Origin of the sequence: Streptomyces sp. BV286 (assembly GCF_019090165.1) — a bacterium.
In the GTDB taxonomy this organism is placed as follows: Bacteria; Actinomycetota; Actinomycetes; order Streptomycetales; family Streptomycetaceae; genus Streptomyces.
Window position 1 is genome coordinate 23,334 of the sequence record NZ_JAHRIB010000169.1, and the last position, 14,911, is coordinate 38,244.

General features: G+C 70.5%; 16 protein-coding genes. 9 read left to right on the forward strand and 7 right to left on the reverse strand.

Annotated elements, in window-relative coordinates:
• The first annotated feature begins 6 nt into the window (after positions 1 to 6).
• The gene (locus KUF83_RS30760; protein WP_254644625.1) at positions 7 to 480 is read left to right on the forward strand and encodes a heat shock protein transcriptional repressor HspR; all 474 of its coding nucleotides are present in this window, start codon (positions 7 to 9) and stop codon (positions 478 to 480) included.
• Positions 481 to 595: 115 nt separating this feature from the next.
• On the opposite strand, the gene KUF83_RS30765 is transcribed toward KUF83_RS30760, so the two are convergent.
• Together KUF83_RS30765 and KUF83_RS30770 are read right to left on the reverse strand one after the other, a co-directional pair.
• A complete protein-coding gene (locus KUF83_RS30765) occupies positions 596 to 2,014 on the reverse strand; it encodes a PA14 domain-containing protein (RefSeq protein WP_217458270.1) in 1,419 nt (472 codons plus the stop codon).
• 84 nt (positions 2,015 to 2,098) lie between these two features.
• Positions 2,099 to 2,878 (reverse strand): MBL fold metallo-hydrolase, encoded by a 780-nt coding sequence (locus KUF83_RS30770; protein WP_217458271.1) that lies wholly within the window; start codon positions 2,876 to 2,878, stop codon positions 2,099 to 2,101.
• Between the two features lie 114 nt (positions 2,879 to 2,992).
• On the opposite strand from KUF83_RS30770, the gene KUF83_RS30775 reads away from it, so the two are divergent.
• Positions 2,993 to 3,607 carry an ABATE domain-containing protein gene (locus KUF83_RS30775; RefSeq protein WP_217458272.1) on the forward strand — a complete coding sequence of 205 codons (615 nt, stop codon included), beginning with the start codon at positions 2,993 to 2,995 and terminating at the stop codon, positions 3,605 to 3,607.
• 114 nt (positions 3,608 to 3,721) lie between these two features.
• Here KUF83_RS30775 and KUF83_RS30780 read toward each other — a convergent pair whose 3' ends face one another.
• A complete protein-coding gene (locus KUF83_RS30780) occupies positions 3,722 to 3,976 on the reverse strand; it encodes a hypothetical protein (RefSeq protein WP_217458273.1) in 255 nt (84 codons plus the stop codon).
• A 259-nt stretch (positions 3,977 to 4,235) separates the two neighbouring features.
• On the opposite strand from KUF83_RS30780, the gene KUF83_RS30785 reads away from it, so the two are divergent.
• Positions 4,236 to 4,685 (forward strand): helix-turn-helix transcriptional regulator, encoded by a 450-nt coding sequence (locus tag KUF83_RS30785; RefSeq protein ID WP_217458274.1) that lies wholly within the window; start codon positions 4,236 to 4,238, stop codon positions 4,683 to 4,685.
• A gap of 23 nt (positions 4,686 to 4,708) precedes the next feature.
• The gene (locus KUF83_RS30790; protein ID WP_217458275.1) at positions 4,709 to 5,017 is read left to right on the forward strand and encodes a hypothetical protein; all 309 of its coding nucleotides are present in this window, start codon (positions 4,709 to 4,711) and stop codon (positions 5,015 to 5,017) included.
• A gap of 51 nt (positions 5,018 to 5,068) precedes the next feature.
• Here the strand turns inward: KUF83_RS30790 and KUF83_RS30795 are convergent, their stop codons facing one another.
• Complete coding sequence (locus tag KUF83_RS30795; protein ID WP_217458276.1) at positions 5,069 to 5,608, reverse strand: hypothetical protein; 540 nt, start codon at positions 5,606 to 5,608, stop codon at positions 5,069 to 5,071.
• 348 nt (positions 5,609 to 5,956) lie between these two features.
• Here KUF83_RS30795 and KUF83_RS30800 point away from each other — a divergent pair, with 348 nt between their 5' ends.
• Both KUF83_RS30800 and KUF83_RS30805 read left to right on the forward strand, forming a co-directional pair.
• Positions 5,957 to 7,012, forward strand: a complete 1,056-nt coding sequence (locus KUF83_RS30800) for a sugar ABC transporter substrate-binding protein (RefSeq protein ID WP_217458277.1) — start codon at positions 5,957 to 5,959, stop codon at positions 7,010 to 7,012.
• A 680-nt stretch (positions 7,013 to 7,692) separates the two neighbouring features.
• On the forward strand, positions 7,693 to 8,727 hold the full coding sequence (locus KUF83_RS30805) for a LuxR C-terminal-related transcriptional regulator (protein ID WP_217458278.1): 1,035 nt from the start codon (positions 7,693 to 7,695) through the stop codon (positions 8,725 to 8,727).
• On the opposite strand, the gene KUF83_RS30810 is transcribed toward KUF83_RS30805, so the two are convergent.
• Both KUF83_RS30810 and KUF83_RS30815 read right to left on the reverse strand, forming a co-directional pair.
• Complete coding sequence (locus KUF83_RS30810) at positions 8,690 to 9,676, reverse strand: LuxR C-terminal-related transcriptional regulator (protein WP_217458279.1); 987 nt, start codon at positions 9,674 to 9,676, stop codon at positions 8,690 to 8,692. The two genes, KUF83_RS30805 and KUF83_RS30810, sit on opposite strands and share 38 nt — an antisense overlap.
• Positions 9,673 to 10,662 carry a helix-turn-helix transcriptional regulator gene (locus KUF83_RS30815; RefSeq protein ID WP_217458280.1) on the reverse strand — a complete coding sequence of 330 codons (990 nt, stop codon included), beginning with the start codon at positions 10,660 to 10,662 and terminating at the stop codon, positions 9,673 to 9,675. Before KUF83_RS30815 ends, KUF83_RS30810 begins: the two co-directional genes overlap by 4 nt.
• A gap of 113 nt (positions 10,663 to 10,775) precedes the next feature.
• Between KUF83_RS30815 and KUF83_RS30820 the strand changes: the two genes are divergently transcribed.
• Both KUF83_RS30820 and KUF83_RS30825 read left to right on the forward strand, forming a co-directional pair.
• Entirely contained in the window at positions 10,776 to 11,087 is a 312-nt protein-coding gene (locus KUF83_RS30820; protein ID WP_308403210.1) for a hypothetical protein, read from the forward strand.
• 1 nt (position 11,088) lies between these two features.
• Positions 11,089 to 11,424, forward strand: a complete 336-nt coding sequence (locus KUF83_RS30825) for a hypothetical protein (RefSeq protein WP_217458281.1) — start codon at positions 11,089 to 11,091, stop codon at positions 11,422 to 11,424.
• Positions 11,425 to 11,614: 190 nt separating this feature from the next.
• Here the strand turns inward: KUF83_RS30825 and KUF83_RS30830 are convergent, their stop codons facing one another.
• Complete coding sequence (locus KUF83_RS30830; RefSeq protein WP_217458282.1) at positions 11,615 to 12,028, reverse strand: pyridoxamine 5'-phosphate oxidase family protein; 414 nt, start codon at positions 12,026 to 12,028, stop codon at positions 11,615 to 11,617.
• Between the two features lie 195 nt (positions 12,029 to 12,223).
• On the opposite strand from KUF83_RS30830, the gene clpB reads away from it, so the two are divergent.
• A complete protein-coding gene (clpB, locus tag KUF83_RS30835) occupies positions 12,224 to 14,869 on the forward strand; it encodes an ATP-dependent chaperone ClpB (protein WP_217458283.1) in 2,646 nt (881 codons plus the stop codon).
• Positions 14,870 to 14,911: the final 42 nt, after the last annotated feature.

The window sequence follows — 14,911 nt, forward strand, 5'->3', positions numbered from 1 at the left end:
GACACCATGGACGCGACCGGACGTCGTCGGCAGAACTCATTCACCGGCAGGGCCTATGAGCTGACGGAAGAGACACCGGTGTACGTCATCTCGGTGGCCGCCCAGCTCTCGGGTCTGCACCCGCAGACGTTGCGTCAGTACGACCGCCTCGGCCTGGTCTCCCCGGACCGCACGGCGGGGCGCGGTCGTCGCTACTCGGCCCGCGACATCGAACTGCTGCGCACCGTCCAGCAGTTGTCGCAGGACGAGGGCATCAACCTCGCGGGCATCAAGCGCATCATCGAGCTGGAGAACCAGGTCGCCGCGCTCCAGTCCCGCGTCGCGGAGATGGAGGCGGCCCTGGACGGCGCGGCGTCGGCCATGCAGCAGCGCGAGGCCGCCGTGCACGCCTCGTACCGCCGCGACCTGGTCCCGTACCAGGAGGTCCAGCAGACGAGCGCGCTGGTGGTGTGGCGCCCCAAGCGCCAGCAGTCGGACTGACCGCCCGCGAGGGCGGCCGGTCCGACAAGGGACAGGGACAGATGAAAGGGGCCCGGAGGTTCAGCTGAACCTCCGGGCCCCTTTCGCGTCGCCGGTGTCTCTCAGTTCCCTCGGCTCACTCGGCCGGTGTACCCGGCGCGGTGCCGAGCTCGGTCGCGATCACCGACTTGTCCCCGCTGGTGGCCCAGTTCCCGTGGGTGTCGTACGCCCGGACGACGAAGCAGACGCGCTCACCGTCGGGGAGGGTGCTGTGCTCGTACGAGGTGGTGCCGGCCGGCACGTACTCCACGAGGCGGGCGATGCAGAACGACTCGTTGCCCTGCATCGGCTCGCCCTTGAAGACGCCGTACTTCGCGAGGTCGGCGGCCGGGTTCCTGTCCCAGTTCAGCGCGAAGCCGTACTCGGTCGGGGTGGCCGCCAGCCCGGTGACGTTGGGCGGCGGGGTGTAGTCCCGCCGGGTGCCGCTGAAGACGACGGACGGGGCGGACTCGTTGCCCGCCGCGTCGACCGCCGTCACCCGGTAGAAGTGCTTGACGTCCACGACGGCCGAGGCGTCGAGGTAGTGGAGCCTCCCCGGATCCGGGCTGCCGATCCTGGTGAACGGGCCGCCCTCGCTCGCCGCCCGGTAGATCCGGTACGTCGGCTGCACGCCGCCCTCGGGGTGCCACCAGATCCGCAGGCCGTCCGTCTCCGTGACGGCGCTCATCATGGTGGGCGCGGCTGGTGCCGTCCGGTCGGCGGTGGTCACGCTCTGGTCGGCGGTGCCGGCCGACTCGTTGCCCGCCTTGTCGTAGGCGCGGGCCTCGTAGTGGTAGGTCTCGCCGGTCGCCGGGAGCGTGGCGTCCGTGTACGACGTGGAGGTGGTCGTCGCGAGCGGCTTGGTGCCGAACGAGGCGCCCTCGGCCCGCCGGTAGACGCGGTACCCGGCGAGGTCCATCTCCTTGTTCTTCGTCCAGGAGAGTTTGGCCTTGCCGTTCGCCGTGTCGTACGTCGCCTTCGCCCCGGTCGGCACGAGCGGCTTGACCTTGTCGACGGTGGCCGAAGTGCGGGGCGTGTAGGCGAACTTGACGTTCGCGGACCCGGTCCAGTTGACGAAGTCGACGCGCAGCGTGTGCGTCCCGGACGGGACGGTGATGTTGACGGTCTTCTTCTGGGTGGTGGAGACGTTCTTCCAGAGGTCGACCTTGCGGACGCCGTCCAGGTACACGCGGATGCCGTCACGCGACTCGACGGGCAGGGCGAAGGGGCCGCCCGAACCGAAGTCGCGGGTGACGGTCCAGCGGACGCCGAAGCTGTTGGACGGCAGGCCGGAGGCGGGGGCGCGGGTGCCCCAGTTCTGGTCGATCTTCGAGTCGCAGTCGGTCTTCTTCGGCTTGCCGGAGAAGGAGGTGTTCGCGAAGAACTGCCTTGTGTAGACGGGTGAGTTGCAACTCGTCGCGGCGGACGCGGACGAGGAGGCGGCGCTGAGCAGGCCGCCTGTGGTGGCGAGCACGACGGCGGCGACAGCGGCCGTCCTGCTTCTCGCTGGGTTCATGCGTTCCTCGGTGTCGTCGTCGGCGGCAGGGCAGCCGCCGACGACCAAGACCCGCGGAGGTTCGGGTTGGTTGTACGGATTCGTTCAGTCCAGTTGCAGGTGTTCCGCCAGGCCGGCGGCGGTGAAGGCCGCCACCACGGCGTCACGGTCCTCGGTGAAGTGGGACCAGCTGTCGCAGTGGACGGGGACCACCCGGCGGGCGCCGAGGATCCGGGCGGCCTCGGCGGCCTGCGCACTGTCGAGGACGAGCAGCGCGCCGTCGAAGACGCCGGGGACCCGGGGTGCTCCGGCGAAGAGGACAGCGGTGTCCACCGGGCCGAACCGCTCGGCGATCCGCTCGACCAGGGTCAGCGAGGCGTTGTCGCCGCTGACGTAGACCGTGGGCAGGTCGGTGGAGGTCAGCACGAAGCCGACGACCTCGCCGGTGACCGCCTCGACCCCGTCCACCCCCTCGGGGCCGTGCAGCGCGGGAACTCCCGTCACGGTCACGGTGGCGCCGTCGGGGCGCTTCAGCTCGGCGGACTCCCAGGGCGCGAGCCCCTGAGCGGTGCCGCCGAGCCGGCCGGCACCACCGGGGGTGGTGAAGGTGACGGGCACTTCGGCGAGGAGGGCCCGGCCCGAGTGGTCGAGGTTGTCGGGGTGCTCGTCGTGGGAGAGCAGGACCGCGTCGACGGGGCCGAGATCTGCGGGCCGGGCGGCGGACGGGGCGGTCTTGGTCAGGGAGCCGCCGGGCACCGGGTACTCGCCGGGCGCGTCGAAGGTGGGATCGGTGAGGAACGTCAGCGCGCCGTACTCGATGAGGGCGGTCGGTCCGCCGAGGACGCGGACGGAGACCTGTTCGGCGGGTGTGCGGGCAGCGGTCATGGCAGGGAGCACCTCACGGACGTCATGGCTTCTCAGGACCGTTCTCACGGATGGGTGGTGGTTCATCCGTGAGATGAAGGTAGGCGTTTCTCACGGATGGGCGCAAGTCGTACCATGAGAAACGTGAACGAGAACGTGACCGCGGAACCCACCCCGCCACCCGCGCCGGGCGCGGAGCTGTACCCCGCACTCGACTTCGCCAACAGTGCCGTCGCCCTGCCCGGCGGCCAGTTCCTCGACTTCCTCGGCACTCCGGCCACGGCCAACCGATGGCTGTTCGAACACGGCCTCGCCCCGGTGGATGCCGGGATGCGGGAGATGTGCGCGGCGCAGCTGCGGTCGCTGCGCGAACAGATCAGGTCGCTGCTCGCCTCCCGGGTCGCGGGACTGCCGGCGCTGCCCGCCGCCCTGTCCGCCGTCAACGACGCGCTGACCAGGGTTCCGACGGCCGCCCTGCTGCAGTGGGACGAGAAGAACGGCCCCTGTCGCGCGGCCCCCCACCCGACCACCGAGATCGTCGACCACGCCCTCGCGACCCTCGCCGCGAACGCCGCCGACCTGCTCACCGGCCCCGACGCCGAACGCCTCACCGCCTGCGGCTCGCCCCCCTGCAACCGCTACCTGCTGCGGCACGGCCGCCGCCACTGGTGCTCGACCCGCTGCGGCGACCGCGCCCGCGCGGCCCGCGCCTACGCCCGCCGGGCCGGGGGCGGCGCCGGAACGGACTGAGGCCTACTGGGGCCTGCTGAGGCCTGAGGCCTGAGGCCTGAGGCCTGGGGCCTGGGGCCTGGGACTTGGGGTCTGGGACTTGGGATCCGAGGCGCGCTGGGTCGTGGGAGGTGGCTAGCGGCCCAGGCTCTGCCAGAGCGTGAGCGCGAGGGCCAGGCACGAGGTGGCCGCCGCGAGGGACGGCAGGGGCCAGCGGGTCCGTTCCAGGGCCTCGATGCGGGCCTCGTGCTCGTCGAGGGCCTTGTCGGTCTGGTCCGCGCGCTGGAGGAGCAGGGCGAGGTCGCCCCGGGTGGTGGCGAAGCCGACGTCGACCGAGCGGCGCAGGCGTTCCAGCTCCAGGACGACCTCCTCGGTGTCGGTGGTGGTCATACAGCTGCAACCCCTTCTCATGTGTGGGAACATGTGTTCGAACGTTGCGAGGGAGCGAACAGGGTTGCATGGTGCGAGCGCGTGCGCAAGTAACTATGGATCCGGAGAGGCCGATGTGACGCAGGCGCTACGGAATGTGGCCGAAGAACCCTTGGTGGAGCGGCCGTTGCCGAATCTCCACGGTTACGTGCGAGCGCGCACACACATGAGTGCGAGCCCGGTCGGTACGCTCTCCCCGCGACGACAGGGGAGCGGTCACATGGGTTCCAGCGCACGGGCCGGAGCCCGTACGGACCAGGCGTACCGGGCCGAGGGTCTCGAGGAGTTCGCGGGCTGGATCGAAAGCCTGCTGCGGGTCCGCGGCTATGACATCGACAGCCCGCGCGGCGGCGGCCGTTCGAAGCTCGCGGACGACGCCGGGGTGCACCGCGCCGCCGTGAGCCGGCTGCTGCAACGGCAGTCCATGCCCGACCTGGAGACGATGCGCAGGATCGCGGCCGTGCTCGGCGTGCCCCTGCGGGAGATGCTCATCCGCTCCGGCCGGCTCACCGAGGACGACCTGCCGCTCACCGACGGCGGCCGTCCCGCGGAAGGCGACGAGCACCTGCGGATCAGCCCCGAGGAGGCCGCTCGCAGGATGGGCGTCCCGGCCGAACTGCGGGACCTGTTCGCCAAGGTGGCACGGCAGTTCCTGCCGGAGGGCGCTTGACGGCGAAGGGACCGGGGCACGGCATGGGTGATCCAGGAGGCGGCCGTGGCACCGAGGCGGAACGCGTCGCCGAACTCGTGGGCGAGCTCTTCGACACGCTCGCCGCGAAGGTCCGTGTCGCAGGCCCGGAGTCCGTCCGCGTGCTCACCGAGGAGGAGTTGCAGCGGCACCAGCTGAGCTGGTTCCGCGCGGGCTGGGAGGAACACGCCCGCGCGTCCGGCCAGGAGCGCGAGGAGCGCCCGGTCGGCCCGGTGGCTCAGGACCGCCCGCCGGCCCGCCTCCTCCCCTTCCCCGAGCGCCTGCGCGAACACCCGCCGGACGACGAGGGCTGAAGGCACGGAGGGGCGGAGGAGCGGAGGGAAGGCGAGGCGGCGGGCGGGTTCTCACGGAGCGGCGCGGCATCCCGTGGGCTCGTCGAAGATCTCCGCCAGGTCGCAGCCCAGGTCGTCGTCCCAGTCCCCGGCATCGGCCCCGGCATCGGCCCCGGTCCAGTCCTGCTCCTTCTGCCCGGCCTGACCGGTCTGTCCCGTCTGTCCCGACTGCTCCACCGGGCCCGTCAGGTCCACCGGTTGCTTCGGATCCTTGGGGTCCTTCGGGTCCTTGGGCGGCTTCGGCGGGGCCTGGAGCCAGCTTTCGAGGTCGCGCCCCGTGTAGCCATGGGTACAGGCGACGACCGCGTCGTGGAGAGTGCCGGGGCCGGTGAGCCCGGCGAGCTTGGGCCAGTCGACGTCACAGGCGCCCGGGACCGGATCGGGCGCGGCCTGCGCTCCGGGCACGCCCTGGGGCCCGGGTGCCGCCTGGGGCCACGGCAGGGGCACGACGGGCCCGGTGACGGCCGTGGCGGTTGCGGCGGTCGTGCCGGCCGTCACGGCCAGGCAGCCTGCCGCGAGGGCGGTTATGAGGCATCGGGAGAAAGTGCGCATGCGGAACTCCGGAGTCAGTGGTGGCAAGAGGCGGGACGGGTTGTCTGGTTCCAGCAACTTCCGGGAGCCCCGCCGCCGCAATCCGTACGCGGCCGATCAGGTGCCCGCACTGACCCGGACGTGGTGTTCCGTCCCCTGTGTCCCACCGCTCTCCGGGGGATCCGCCCGACTTCACCCCCGTCTCTCCACACGTTTCCGTTGCGATCTCGTTAGCAGCTACTCCTTGACGTCCCGGGAGCCCCCGCGTTGGCTTTTTGTCACTGGGCTCGCAATGTCGCCCTCGTCCGGAAGGCACCCGAAGTGAACCGCGCCATACGTCGTACCGTTCTAGCCATCACCGCTTCCTCCATGACCCTGACTCTGGCCGCGTGCGGCACCGGTGACGACGGCGCTGAAGCCAGCCCGACCAAGGGCGACGACATCACGGTGGGTCTGCTGCTGCCGGAGAAGGCGAACTCCCGCTACGAGAAGTTCGACTACCCCATCATCAAGAAGAAGGTCGCCTCCCTCACGAACGGCAAGGGCGAGGTCGTCTACGCCAACGCCGAGCAGGACGCCGCCGAGCAGAACCGACAGCTCGCGCAGATGATCGACGACAAGGTCGACGTGCTGCTGGTGGACGCCGTGGACTCGCACGCCATCGCCACCGGAGTGGAGAAGGCCAAGGCCGCGGGCATTCCGGTCATCGCGTACGACAGGCTGGCCGAGGGGCCGATCGACGCGTACATCTCGTTCGACAACGAGGCGGTCGGACAGGTGCAGGGCCGGGCCCTCGCCGACCAGCTGGACGGCGGCAAGTCCCAGAAGATCGTCATGATGAACGGCGCGGTGACGGACCCGAACGCCGCCCAGTTCAAGACGGGCGCCCTCGGCGAGCTCACCGGCAAGGTGACCATCGCCAAGTCGTACGACACCAAGGACTGGAAGCCGGCGAACGCCCGGGCCAACATGATGGCGGCCATCTCCTCCATCGGCGCCGACAACATCGCCGGGGTGTACTCCGCCAACGACGGCATGGCGGGCGGCATCATCTCCGCGCTGAAGGCCGCGGGCGTCACCAACCTGCCGCCGGTCACCGGCCAGGACGCGGAGCTGGACGCGGTGCAGCGCATCGTCGCCGGCGACCAGTTCATGAGCGTCTACAAGCCGTACCCCGACGAGGCCGAGACCGCCGCCGAGATGGCCGTGGCCCGCGTCCGGGGCTACGGCATCGAGTTCGACTCGCTCACCCCCGACAAGGTCTCCAGCCCCACCGACAAGAACATCCCGGCCCACCTCGTCCAGGTCTCGTCCCTCACCCAGAGCACCATCGAGTCGACGGTCATCCGCGACGGCATCTACTCCGCCCAGGAGATCTGCACGGCCAAGTACAAGGCGGCGTGCGAGTCGCTCGGTATCAAGTAGCCGCATTCCGCGGTCGGGCCATGGTGCGGGATCCGTCCAGAAGCCCGAGGGCCGTCTCTTCGCGTATGCGACCCCCTGTTCCCCCTGTCCGTGCGCGGCCCGACCGTGGCCGCCACCCGTCGGCCCCACCTGCGAGCTCCGCCTCCGCACCACAGTGAGGTCCGGGCAGTTCAGGCCGGTGGCGCCGGTCGCTGGGCGTTGCCGACCGCCCCGCTCTCTCCGGCCGGGCGGCAACCCGCCGTCCACCACGGATTTGCCATCGCCGTTCGCGCATGCGACCGCCGTGCGCCGGGCCGAAGTTCGGCCGGTTCCGTCCGTCGGGGAGCCGCCGGCGCCGGCTCATCGGCAACCCGGGCCCCACCAGGCCGCTCGGACATCCCGTGCCACGCGTCGGTCGACATGTATCCGTCACGTTCGCCCGTCACGGACCGACGCCGGACGCGGCACGCGGCACGACGCCCGCCCCACGCCTTCGGGCAGCTCACACGGGCTGTGGGCCCTCCGCCACGGACGCGCGCCGCCACCACCGTCAGCTTGCTGCAACGAGTCATACGGAGGTATGCGCAAACACGGATCAAGTGGTGCGATAAGGGGCGTGGTTGCGGGGGAGCCGTGTTGCGGACGCGGGGTCGGCCGCGCATAGTTGCGCTCCGAAGAGGCTGGAACCGGGGGTTGGGGAGATGGCCGGGCACAGGACGGAAGCGCATCCACACGGTGCTGACCGCCTGTGCGATGCCGGGGACCGGGTCTACTCCCGGGCGGTACGACGCGGCCGGGTGTCCCGCGAGGACGCCGAGTCGGTGCCCTGCCTGGTCGAGTTGGCGCTGCTGCACCCCGACCCCGACGACATGGGCTGGCTGGTGCCGACCTCGCCCCAGGAGGTCATGACACGCCTGCTGCGGGAGATGCACGACCACGTCGTCGCGACCCAGTCCCGCATGGGCAAGGCGGTGTCCGCCTTCGAGTGGTACGCGGCCCTCGGCGGCGACGCGCGCTCACCCTCCGAGGGTGTGGCGATCCGGGTGCTCGACGGGCTGCCCCGCATCCGGGCCGCCATGGACGAGGCGACCGAGGCGTGCACGTCCGAGGTGCTGGCCGTCCAGCCCGGCGGCATCCGCCGCGAGGACGAACTCTCCGAGGGTCTGCCCAGGGCGCTCGCGCTGCGCCGCCGCGGGGTGCGCATGCGCGACCTGTACACGCACGTGGCCCGGCACGGGCAGGGCCTGCTGAACTACATGGAACTGATGGGCGACTCGGCGGAGGCCCGGACCCTCGACGAGGTCACCGAGCGGCTCATCGTCTTCGACCGCACGGTCGCGTTCATCCCCGCGAGCCCCGACCGCACGATCGCGCTGGAGCTGCGGCACCCGGCACTCGTGGACTACCTGGTCACCGTGTTCGAACGGCTCTGGCGCCTGGCGATCCCGCTCACCGCCCCGCTCCCGGACACCGGCATCGAGGGCATCACCCACCGCGAACGCTCCATCGCGGCACTGCTCGCCGAGGGTCACCAGGACGCGGTGGTCGCCGAGCGGCTCGGCATCAGCGTGCGTACCTGTCGCGCCCACATAGCCCGCCTGTCGGAGACGCTGGGCGCCGCCAGCCGTACGCAGCTGGGGGTACGGATCGCCCAGGCCGGCCTGGACGGCCCGCCGCGCTCCCCGCAGCTCCAGCCGCTCAGCGTTCCTGCTCCAGAATCCCCGACCGACCGATGAGATAGCCGAGCTGGGCCCGGCTCTCGCTGCCGAGGGTCGCGGCGAGCTTGGCTATGTGGACGCGGGCGGTGCGGACGTTCAGACCGAGGCGCTCGGCGATGACCGCGTCGGTGTGGCCTTCGACGAGGAGGCTCGCGATGGCTTTCTGGCGGGGAGTGACGCCGTTCAGGGACGGGCGTCGGACGGCTTGCGGGTACATGGGCGTGGCGAGCCGCCAGAATCGGTCGAAGGTCGTGACGAAGTAGCCGACCAGCGCCGGGTGGCGGGCCTCCAGGGCGAGGGTGCCGTCCTTGTTGGCGGGGAGGAAGGCGACCTCGCCGTCGATGGCGATGAGACGGTCGGTGAGCTCGTCGAGGGAGCGGGCCTCGACGTCGCCCCGCAGTTGTTCGTAGCGTGACAGGACGCTGGGCGAGTGGCGCAGTGTGTGCTGGTAGAGGGCGCGGATGCGGCCGCCGCGGTCCAGGAAGGCCTGGTCGCGGGGGAGAGCGACGACATCCGACGCCTCCTGGCGACCGCCCCCGCGTCCGGCGCTGGTCTGGATGGAGAGGATCTCGCGCGTCGCGTCGCTCATGGCCTCGGTGATGGCCTGGTTGATCCGTCCGGTACCGCTGAGGACGGTGATCGCAGGCATGTCCGTCGCCGCAGTCCGCCGGCCGGCGACCCGCATCAGGGGTTCGAACACCGTGGTCAGCCGGACCTCGCGTCGCCGTTCGTCGGCGATGCGCTTCCCGGAGAGCTGCAGCAGCCGGTGGAGGGCCACCACCGGGGCGACCGGTTCCAGCACGCTCAGGTCCTCGACGGCCGGGTTCAGCAGCCCGGAGTCGACGAGGCAGGGAGCCTCCCCGGCGTCGTCCGTGGGGACGCGCCCCTCGCGCAGGGCCCGCTCGTACAGCGCGACTCCGGCCGCGCACAGGTCCTCCACGTCGTGCGCCGCGTGTGGAACCTTCACTCCGGGGTCTCGTCCTGTTTCAGGATCCCCGACTCGGCGATCAGAAAGCCGAGCTGTGCCCGGCTGCCGCTGCCCAGGGCGGTGGCCAGCTTCGCTATGTGGGCGCGGCACGTCCGTACGTTCATGCCGAGCCGGCGCGCTATGGCCTCGTCGACGTGGCCTTCCACGAGGAGCTTGGCGATGGAGTGCTGGATGTCGGTGATGCCGCCCGAAGCGGTCTCGTAGGGGGCGCTGGTGCTCAGCGGAACCGCGCGGCCCCACATGAACTCGAAGACCTTGGCCAGGTAGCGGACGAGGCCCGGGTGGCGCAGCTCCAGGGCGACCTTCTGGTCGTCGCGGGTGGGGATGAAGGCGACGGTCTCGTCGCAGATGATGAGACGTTCCACCAGCTCGTCGATGGTGCGTATCTCGACCTTGCCGGCCACCTGGTCCACGTACGCCAGCTTCTCCGGGCTGTAGCGGGCCGTGTGTTGATACAGCGTCCGGATGCTCACACCACGTTCGAGCAGTGGCCGGTCGCGCTCCAGCCCCTGGATGATCCGCTGCTCGGGGCGCCGCCCGCTCGGCTGGACCGTGAGCATCTGGGTCCGGCACTGGGCCGTGGCCAGGTCGAGCGCGGCGTTTATCCGGTCGCTGCCCTCCAGCACCGTGATGGAGTGGGTGCTCGTCGTGCTCTGGGCACTCAGGGTCATGAAGGGCTCGAAGGTGTCCGCCATCTCGATCGTGAGCCGCCTGCGCTCGGCGATCTCACGTTCGAGGGGGTTGAGACGCTGCGCGAGGGCCACCGAAGGTGGTACGGGGCGCAGCCAGTCGGGGTCGTCCGGATCGGGGTGAAGGAGGGCGAACTCCATCAGACAGGGTGCGGGCTTCACGTCCTCTCGGGCGATACGTCCCGTGCGCAGAGCGTTCGCGTAGAGGCGTCCACCCTCGGCACACAGTTCGGTCACCGAATGGGGATGTGCCGCTTTAGTCTGATTCGTTGCCAAATCTCCACCCCCCAGGGTCCTGAACGTGCAGGAACATGATGCATCGATTATGTGGCCATGACGTGCCCGAATGAGCCATCGTCGTAGTCGACGGGGGAAGAGGGGACCTTCAAGTGAGGACGAAGCCGATTATGCGTAACAAAATGCTTCGCTCGGTGCTTGTCGCCGCCTTCTCCGCCGTTGTGGCATTCGGAGCGCTGAGCGGTGTCTCCGACGTGAAGGGTGACGCACAGGCGGACAGCTACTGGCCGGCCGTGCCGGTGGCTGCCGAGGCTCCGGGTGACAGCTTTTGGCCGAAGGTGACCACCGCGTCGGTCGCGGCTCCTGCCGACAGCTTCTGGCCGAGGGTGGCGACCGTTGCGGCTCCGGGCGACAGCTACTGGCCGGTGGCGCCGGCCGGTCCGGACGACAGCGTTTGGGCCTGACATGACGACTCCTCCCGACGACCGCTCCTTCCGCCGAGAGATGGCCACGGCCTACCGCTCGGGCTGGCACTTCATCGACCTGGCCACCGCCATCCCCCACAGCGGTGACTCGTTGATGGTGACCGTCTTCGGGGAGCCGGTCGTGGTGACCCGGGACGATGACGACGACGTACGTGCGTATCGGTGTCTGCGGCGGCCTCGGGGGGCGCCGCAGCCGGTCCGGTGCGCCATCAGGTACGGAATGATCTTTGTGAACCTCGACCAGCGCGACCATCGGCTGGACGAGCCGGAAGCCCCGGACGTACGAACCATCGCAGCCACCCCCCGCAGTGCCTGACGCGATTCCCCCGTCGTTGTAAATCGCTCAGGCGCTTCCCCCCGCAGCGGCGTCACCGTGACCTGAACACGGTGACGCCGCTGCAGTTTTCGGGGATATTTCAGGCTATCCGCCGGTTCTCACAAGGGCTGAAATCAGTCTCGTGCCGGGCCCCCGCGGGGATCTCGCGCGGCCCCGCCCGCCGCCGGTGTCAGCCGTGCCCCATCGCCGACGTCAGTTCGATCTCGATGACCACCCGGGACGGGTTCGGCGAGGGCATCCTGCTGTACCGCTCGGCGTAGCGGCGCACCGCCTCCTCGACCCGCACGGGATCCGTGGACACCGTGGCCCGCCCCTCCAGGGTCGCCCACCGCCGCCCGTCCACCTGGCAGACGGCGACCCGCATCCCGTCGGGCCCGGCGGCCAGCACGTTCCGTACCTTCGTGCTGGACTTGTTGGTGATCACCCGAGCCAGACCGGCCTCCGGATCGTATGTAACCCCGACCGGCACGACATGCGGGGTGCCGTCGGGGCGGAGGGTGGTCAGGGTGCACAGATGACGTTCCCGCCAGAAGCCGAGATACGGGTCGCCGGGATCGCGCGGGTTTACGGGGTACGAGGGCATGGTCGGGAACCTAGCCCCCGCCTCGGTGGCCGGCGTCCCCGCCCCTCCGGTACTCGGCCGTACGTCTCCCGCCGAGCCCCTTGAGTGGAATAGACTCAACTTTGTGTACGTTGGTTGGGTCAGCCAACACCGGAGCCCGAAGCGCGCCGGAACACCAGCACGAGTACGAGCACGCACGAGGAGGAGAACGCGAACGTGGACGCCGAGCTGACCAACAGGAGCCGGGACGCGATCAACGCGGCCAGCAACACGGCCGTGTCCGAGGGCCACCCGGACCTGACCCCCGCGCACCTGCTGCTCGCGCTGCTGGCCGGGCAGGAGAACGAGAACATCACCGACCTGCTGGCCGCGGTCGACGCCGACCAGGCCGCCGTACGGACCGGCGCCGAGCGCGTCCTCGGCGCGCTGCCCAGCGTGGCCGGATCCACCGTCGCCCCGCCGCAGCCCAACCGCGAGCTGCTCGCGGTCATCGCCGACGCGGCCGAGCGGGCCAAGGAGCTCGGGGACGAGTACCTGTCCACCGAGCACATGCTCATCGGCATCGCAGCCAAGGGGGGCGCCGCCGGAGACGTACTCTCCCAGCAGGGGGCCAGTGCGAAGAAGCTGCTGGACGCGTTCCAGAAGAGCAGGGGAGGGCGCCGGGTGACCACCCCGGATCCCGAGGGCCAGTACAAGGCTCTCGAAAAGTTCGGTACCGACTTCACCGCCGCGGCACGGGAGGGCAAGCTCGACCCCGTCATCGGCCGCGACCAGGAGATCCGCCGCGTCGTCCAGGTCCTGTCCCGGCGCACCAAGAACAACCCCGTCCTCATCGGGGAGCCGGGCGTCGGCAAGACCGCCGTGGTGGAAGGGCTCGCCCAGCGCATCGTCAAGGGCGACGTGCCCGAGTCCCTCAAGAACAAGCGGCTCGTCTCCCTCGACCTCGGCGCGATGGTCGCGGGCGCCAAGTACCGCGGCGAGTTCGAGGAACGCCTCAAGACCGTCCTCGCGGAGATCAAGGACTCCGACGGGCAGATCATCACCTTCATCGACGAGCTGCACACCGTCGTGGGCGCGGGCGCCGGCGGCGACTCCTCCATGGACGCCGGCAACATGCTGAAGCCCATGCTCGCCCGCGGCGAACTGCGCATGGTCGGCGCCACCACCCTCGACGAGTACCGCGAGCGCATCGAGAAGGACCCCGCGCTGGAGCGCCGCTTCCAGCAGGTGCTCGTCGCCGAGCCGACCGTCGAGGACACCATCGCCATCCTGCGCGGACTCAAGGGACGCTACGAGGCGCACCACAAGGTCGTCATCGCGGACAGCGCCCTCGTCGCCGCCGCGACCCTCTCCGACCGCTACATCACCTCCCGCTTCCTGCCCGACAAGGCCATCGACCTCGTCGACGAGTCCGCGTCCCGGCTGCGGATGGAGATCGACTCGTCCCCCGTCGAGATCGACGAGCTCCAGCGGGTCGTCGACCGGCTGCGCATGGAGGAGCTGGCCCTCGACAAGGAGACCGACCCCGCCTCCAAGCAGCGGCTGGAGAAGCTGCGCCGCGACCTCGCCGACAAGGAGGAGGAACTGCGCGGCCTCACCGCCCGCTGGGAGAAGGAGAAGCAGTCCCTCAACCGCGTCGGTGAACTGAAGGAGAAGGTCGACGAACTGCGCGGACAGGCCGAACGGGCCCAGCGCGACGGCGACTTCGACACCGCCTCCAAGCTCCTCTACGGCGAGATCCCCACCCTGGAAAGGGACTTGGAGGCAGCCTCCGAGGCCGAGGTGGAGGCCGCCAAGGGCACGATGGTCAAGGAGGAGGTCGGGCCCGACGACATCGCCGACGTGGTCGCCGCCTGGACCGGCATCCCCGCCGGCCGCCTCCTGGAGGGCGAGACACAGAAACTCCTGCGCATGGAGGAGGAGTTGGGCCGCCGCCTGATCGGCCAGCACGAAGCCGTACAGGCCGTGTCGGACGCCGTGCGCCGCACCCGCGCGGGCATCGCCGACCCCGACCGACCGACCGGCTCGTTCCTCTTCCTCGGCCCGACCGGCGTCGGCAAGACCGAACTGGCCAAGGCCCTCGCGGACTTCCTCTTCGACGACGAGCGGGCCATGATCCGCATCGACATGTCGGAGTACGGCGAGAAGCACAGCGTGGCCCGGCTGGTGGGCGCGCCTCCCGGCTACATCGGCTACGAGGAGGGCGGCCAGCTGACGGAGGCGGTCCGCCGCCGCCCGTACAGCGTCGTGCTTCTCGACGAGGTGGAGAAGGCGCACCCGGAGGTCTTCGACGTCCTCCTCCAGGTCCTGGACGACGGCCGCCTGACGGACGGTCAGGGCCGCACGGTCGACTTCCGCAACACCATCCTGGTCCTCACCTCGAACCTGGGCAGCCAGTTCCTGGTGGAGCCGCTGACGAGCGAGCACGAGAAGAAAGAACAGGTTCTGGAGGTGGTGAGGGCCTCGTTCAAGCCGGAGTTCCTCAACCGGCTCGACGACCTGGTGGTCTTCTCGGCGCTGAACAAGCAGGAGCTGGAGCGCATCGCCAAGCTCCAGATCGGCCGGCTCGCGAAGCGGCTCGCCGAGCGCCGGCTCACCCTGGAGGTCACGGACGAGGCGCTGGCCTGGCTCGCGGACGAGGGCAACGACCCGGCGTACGGAGCCCGGCCCCTGCGCCGCCTCATCCAGACCGCCATCGGCGACCGCCTCGCCAAGGAGATCCTCGCGGGCGAGGTCAAGGACGGCGACACGGTCCGAGTGGACGCCTTCGGCGAGGGACTGATCGTGGGGCCGGCGACGGGCCCCGAGGCAGAGCGGCCGGAGGGTCCGGCGACAGGTCCGGCGCTGGGCAAAACGCTCTGAGCGGAATTGCGTCACCGACCGCGGCGGGGGTTGCGAGCCCCC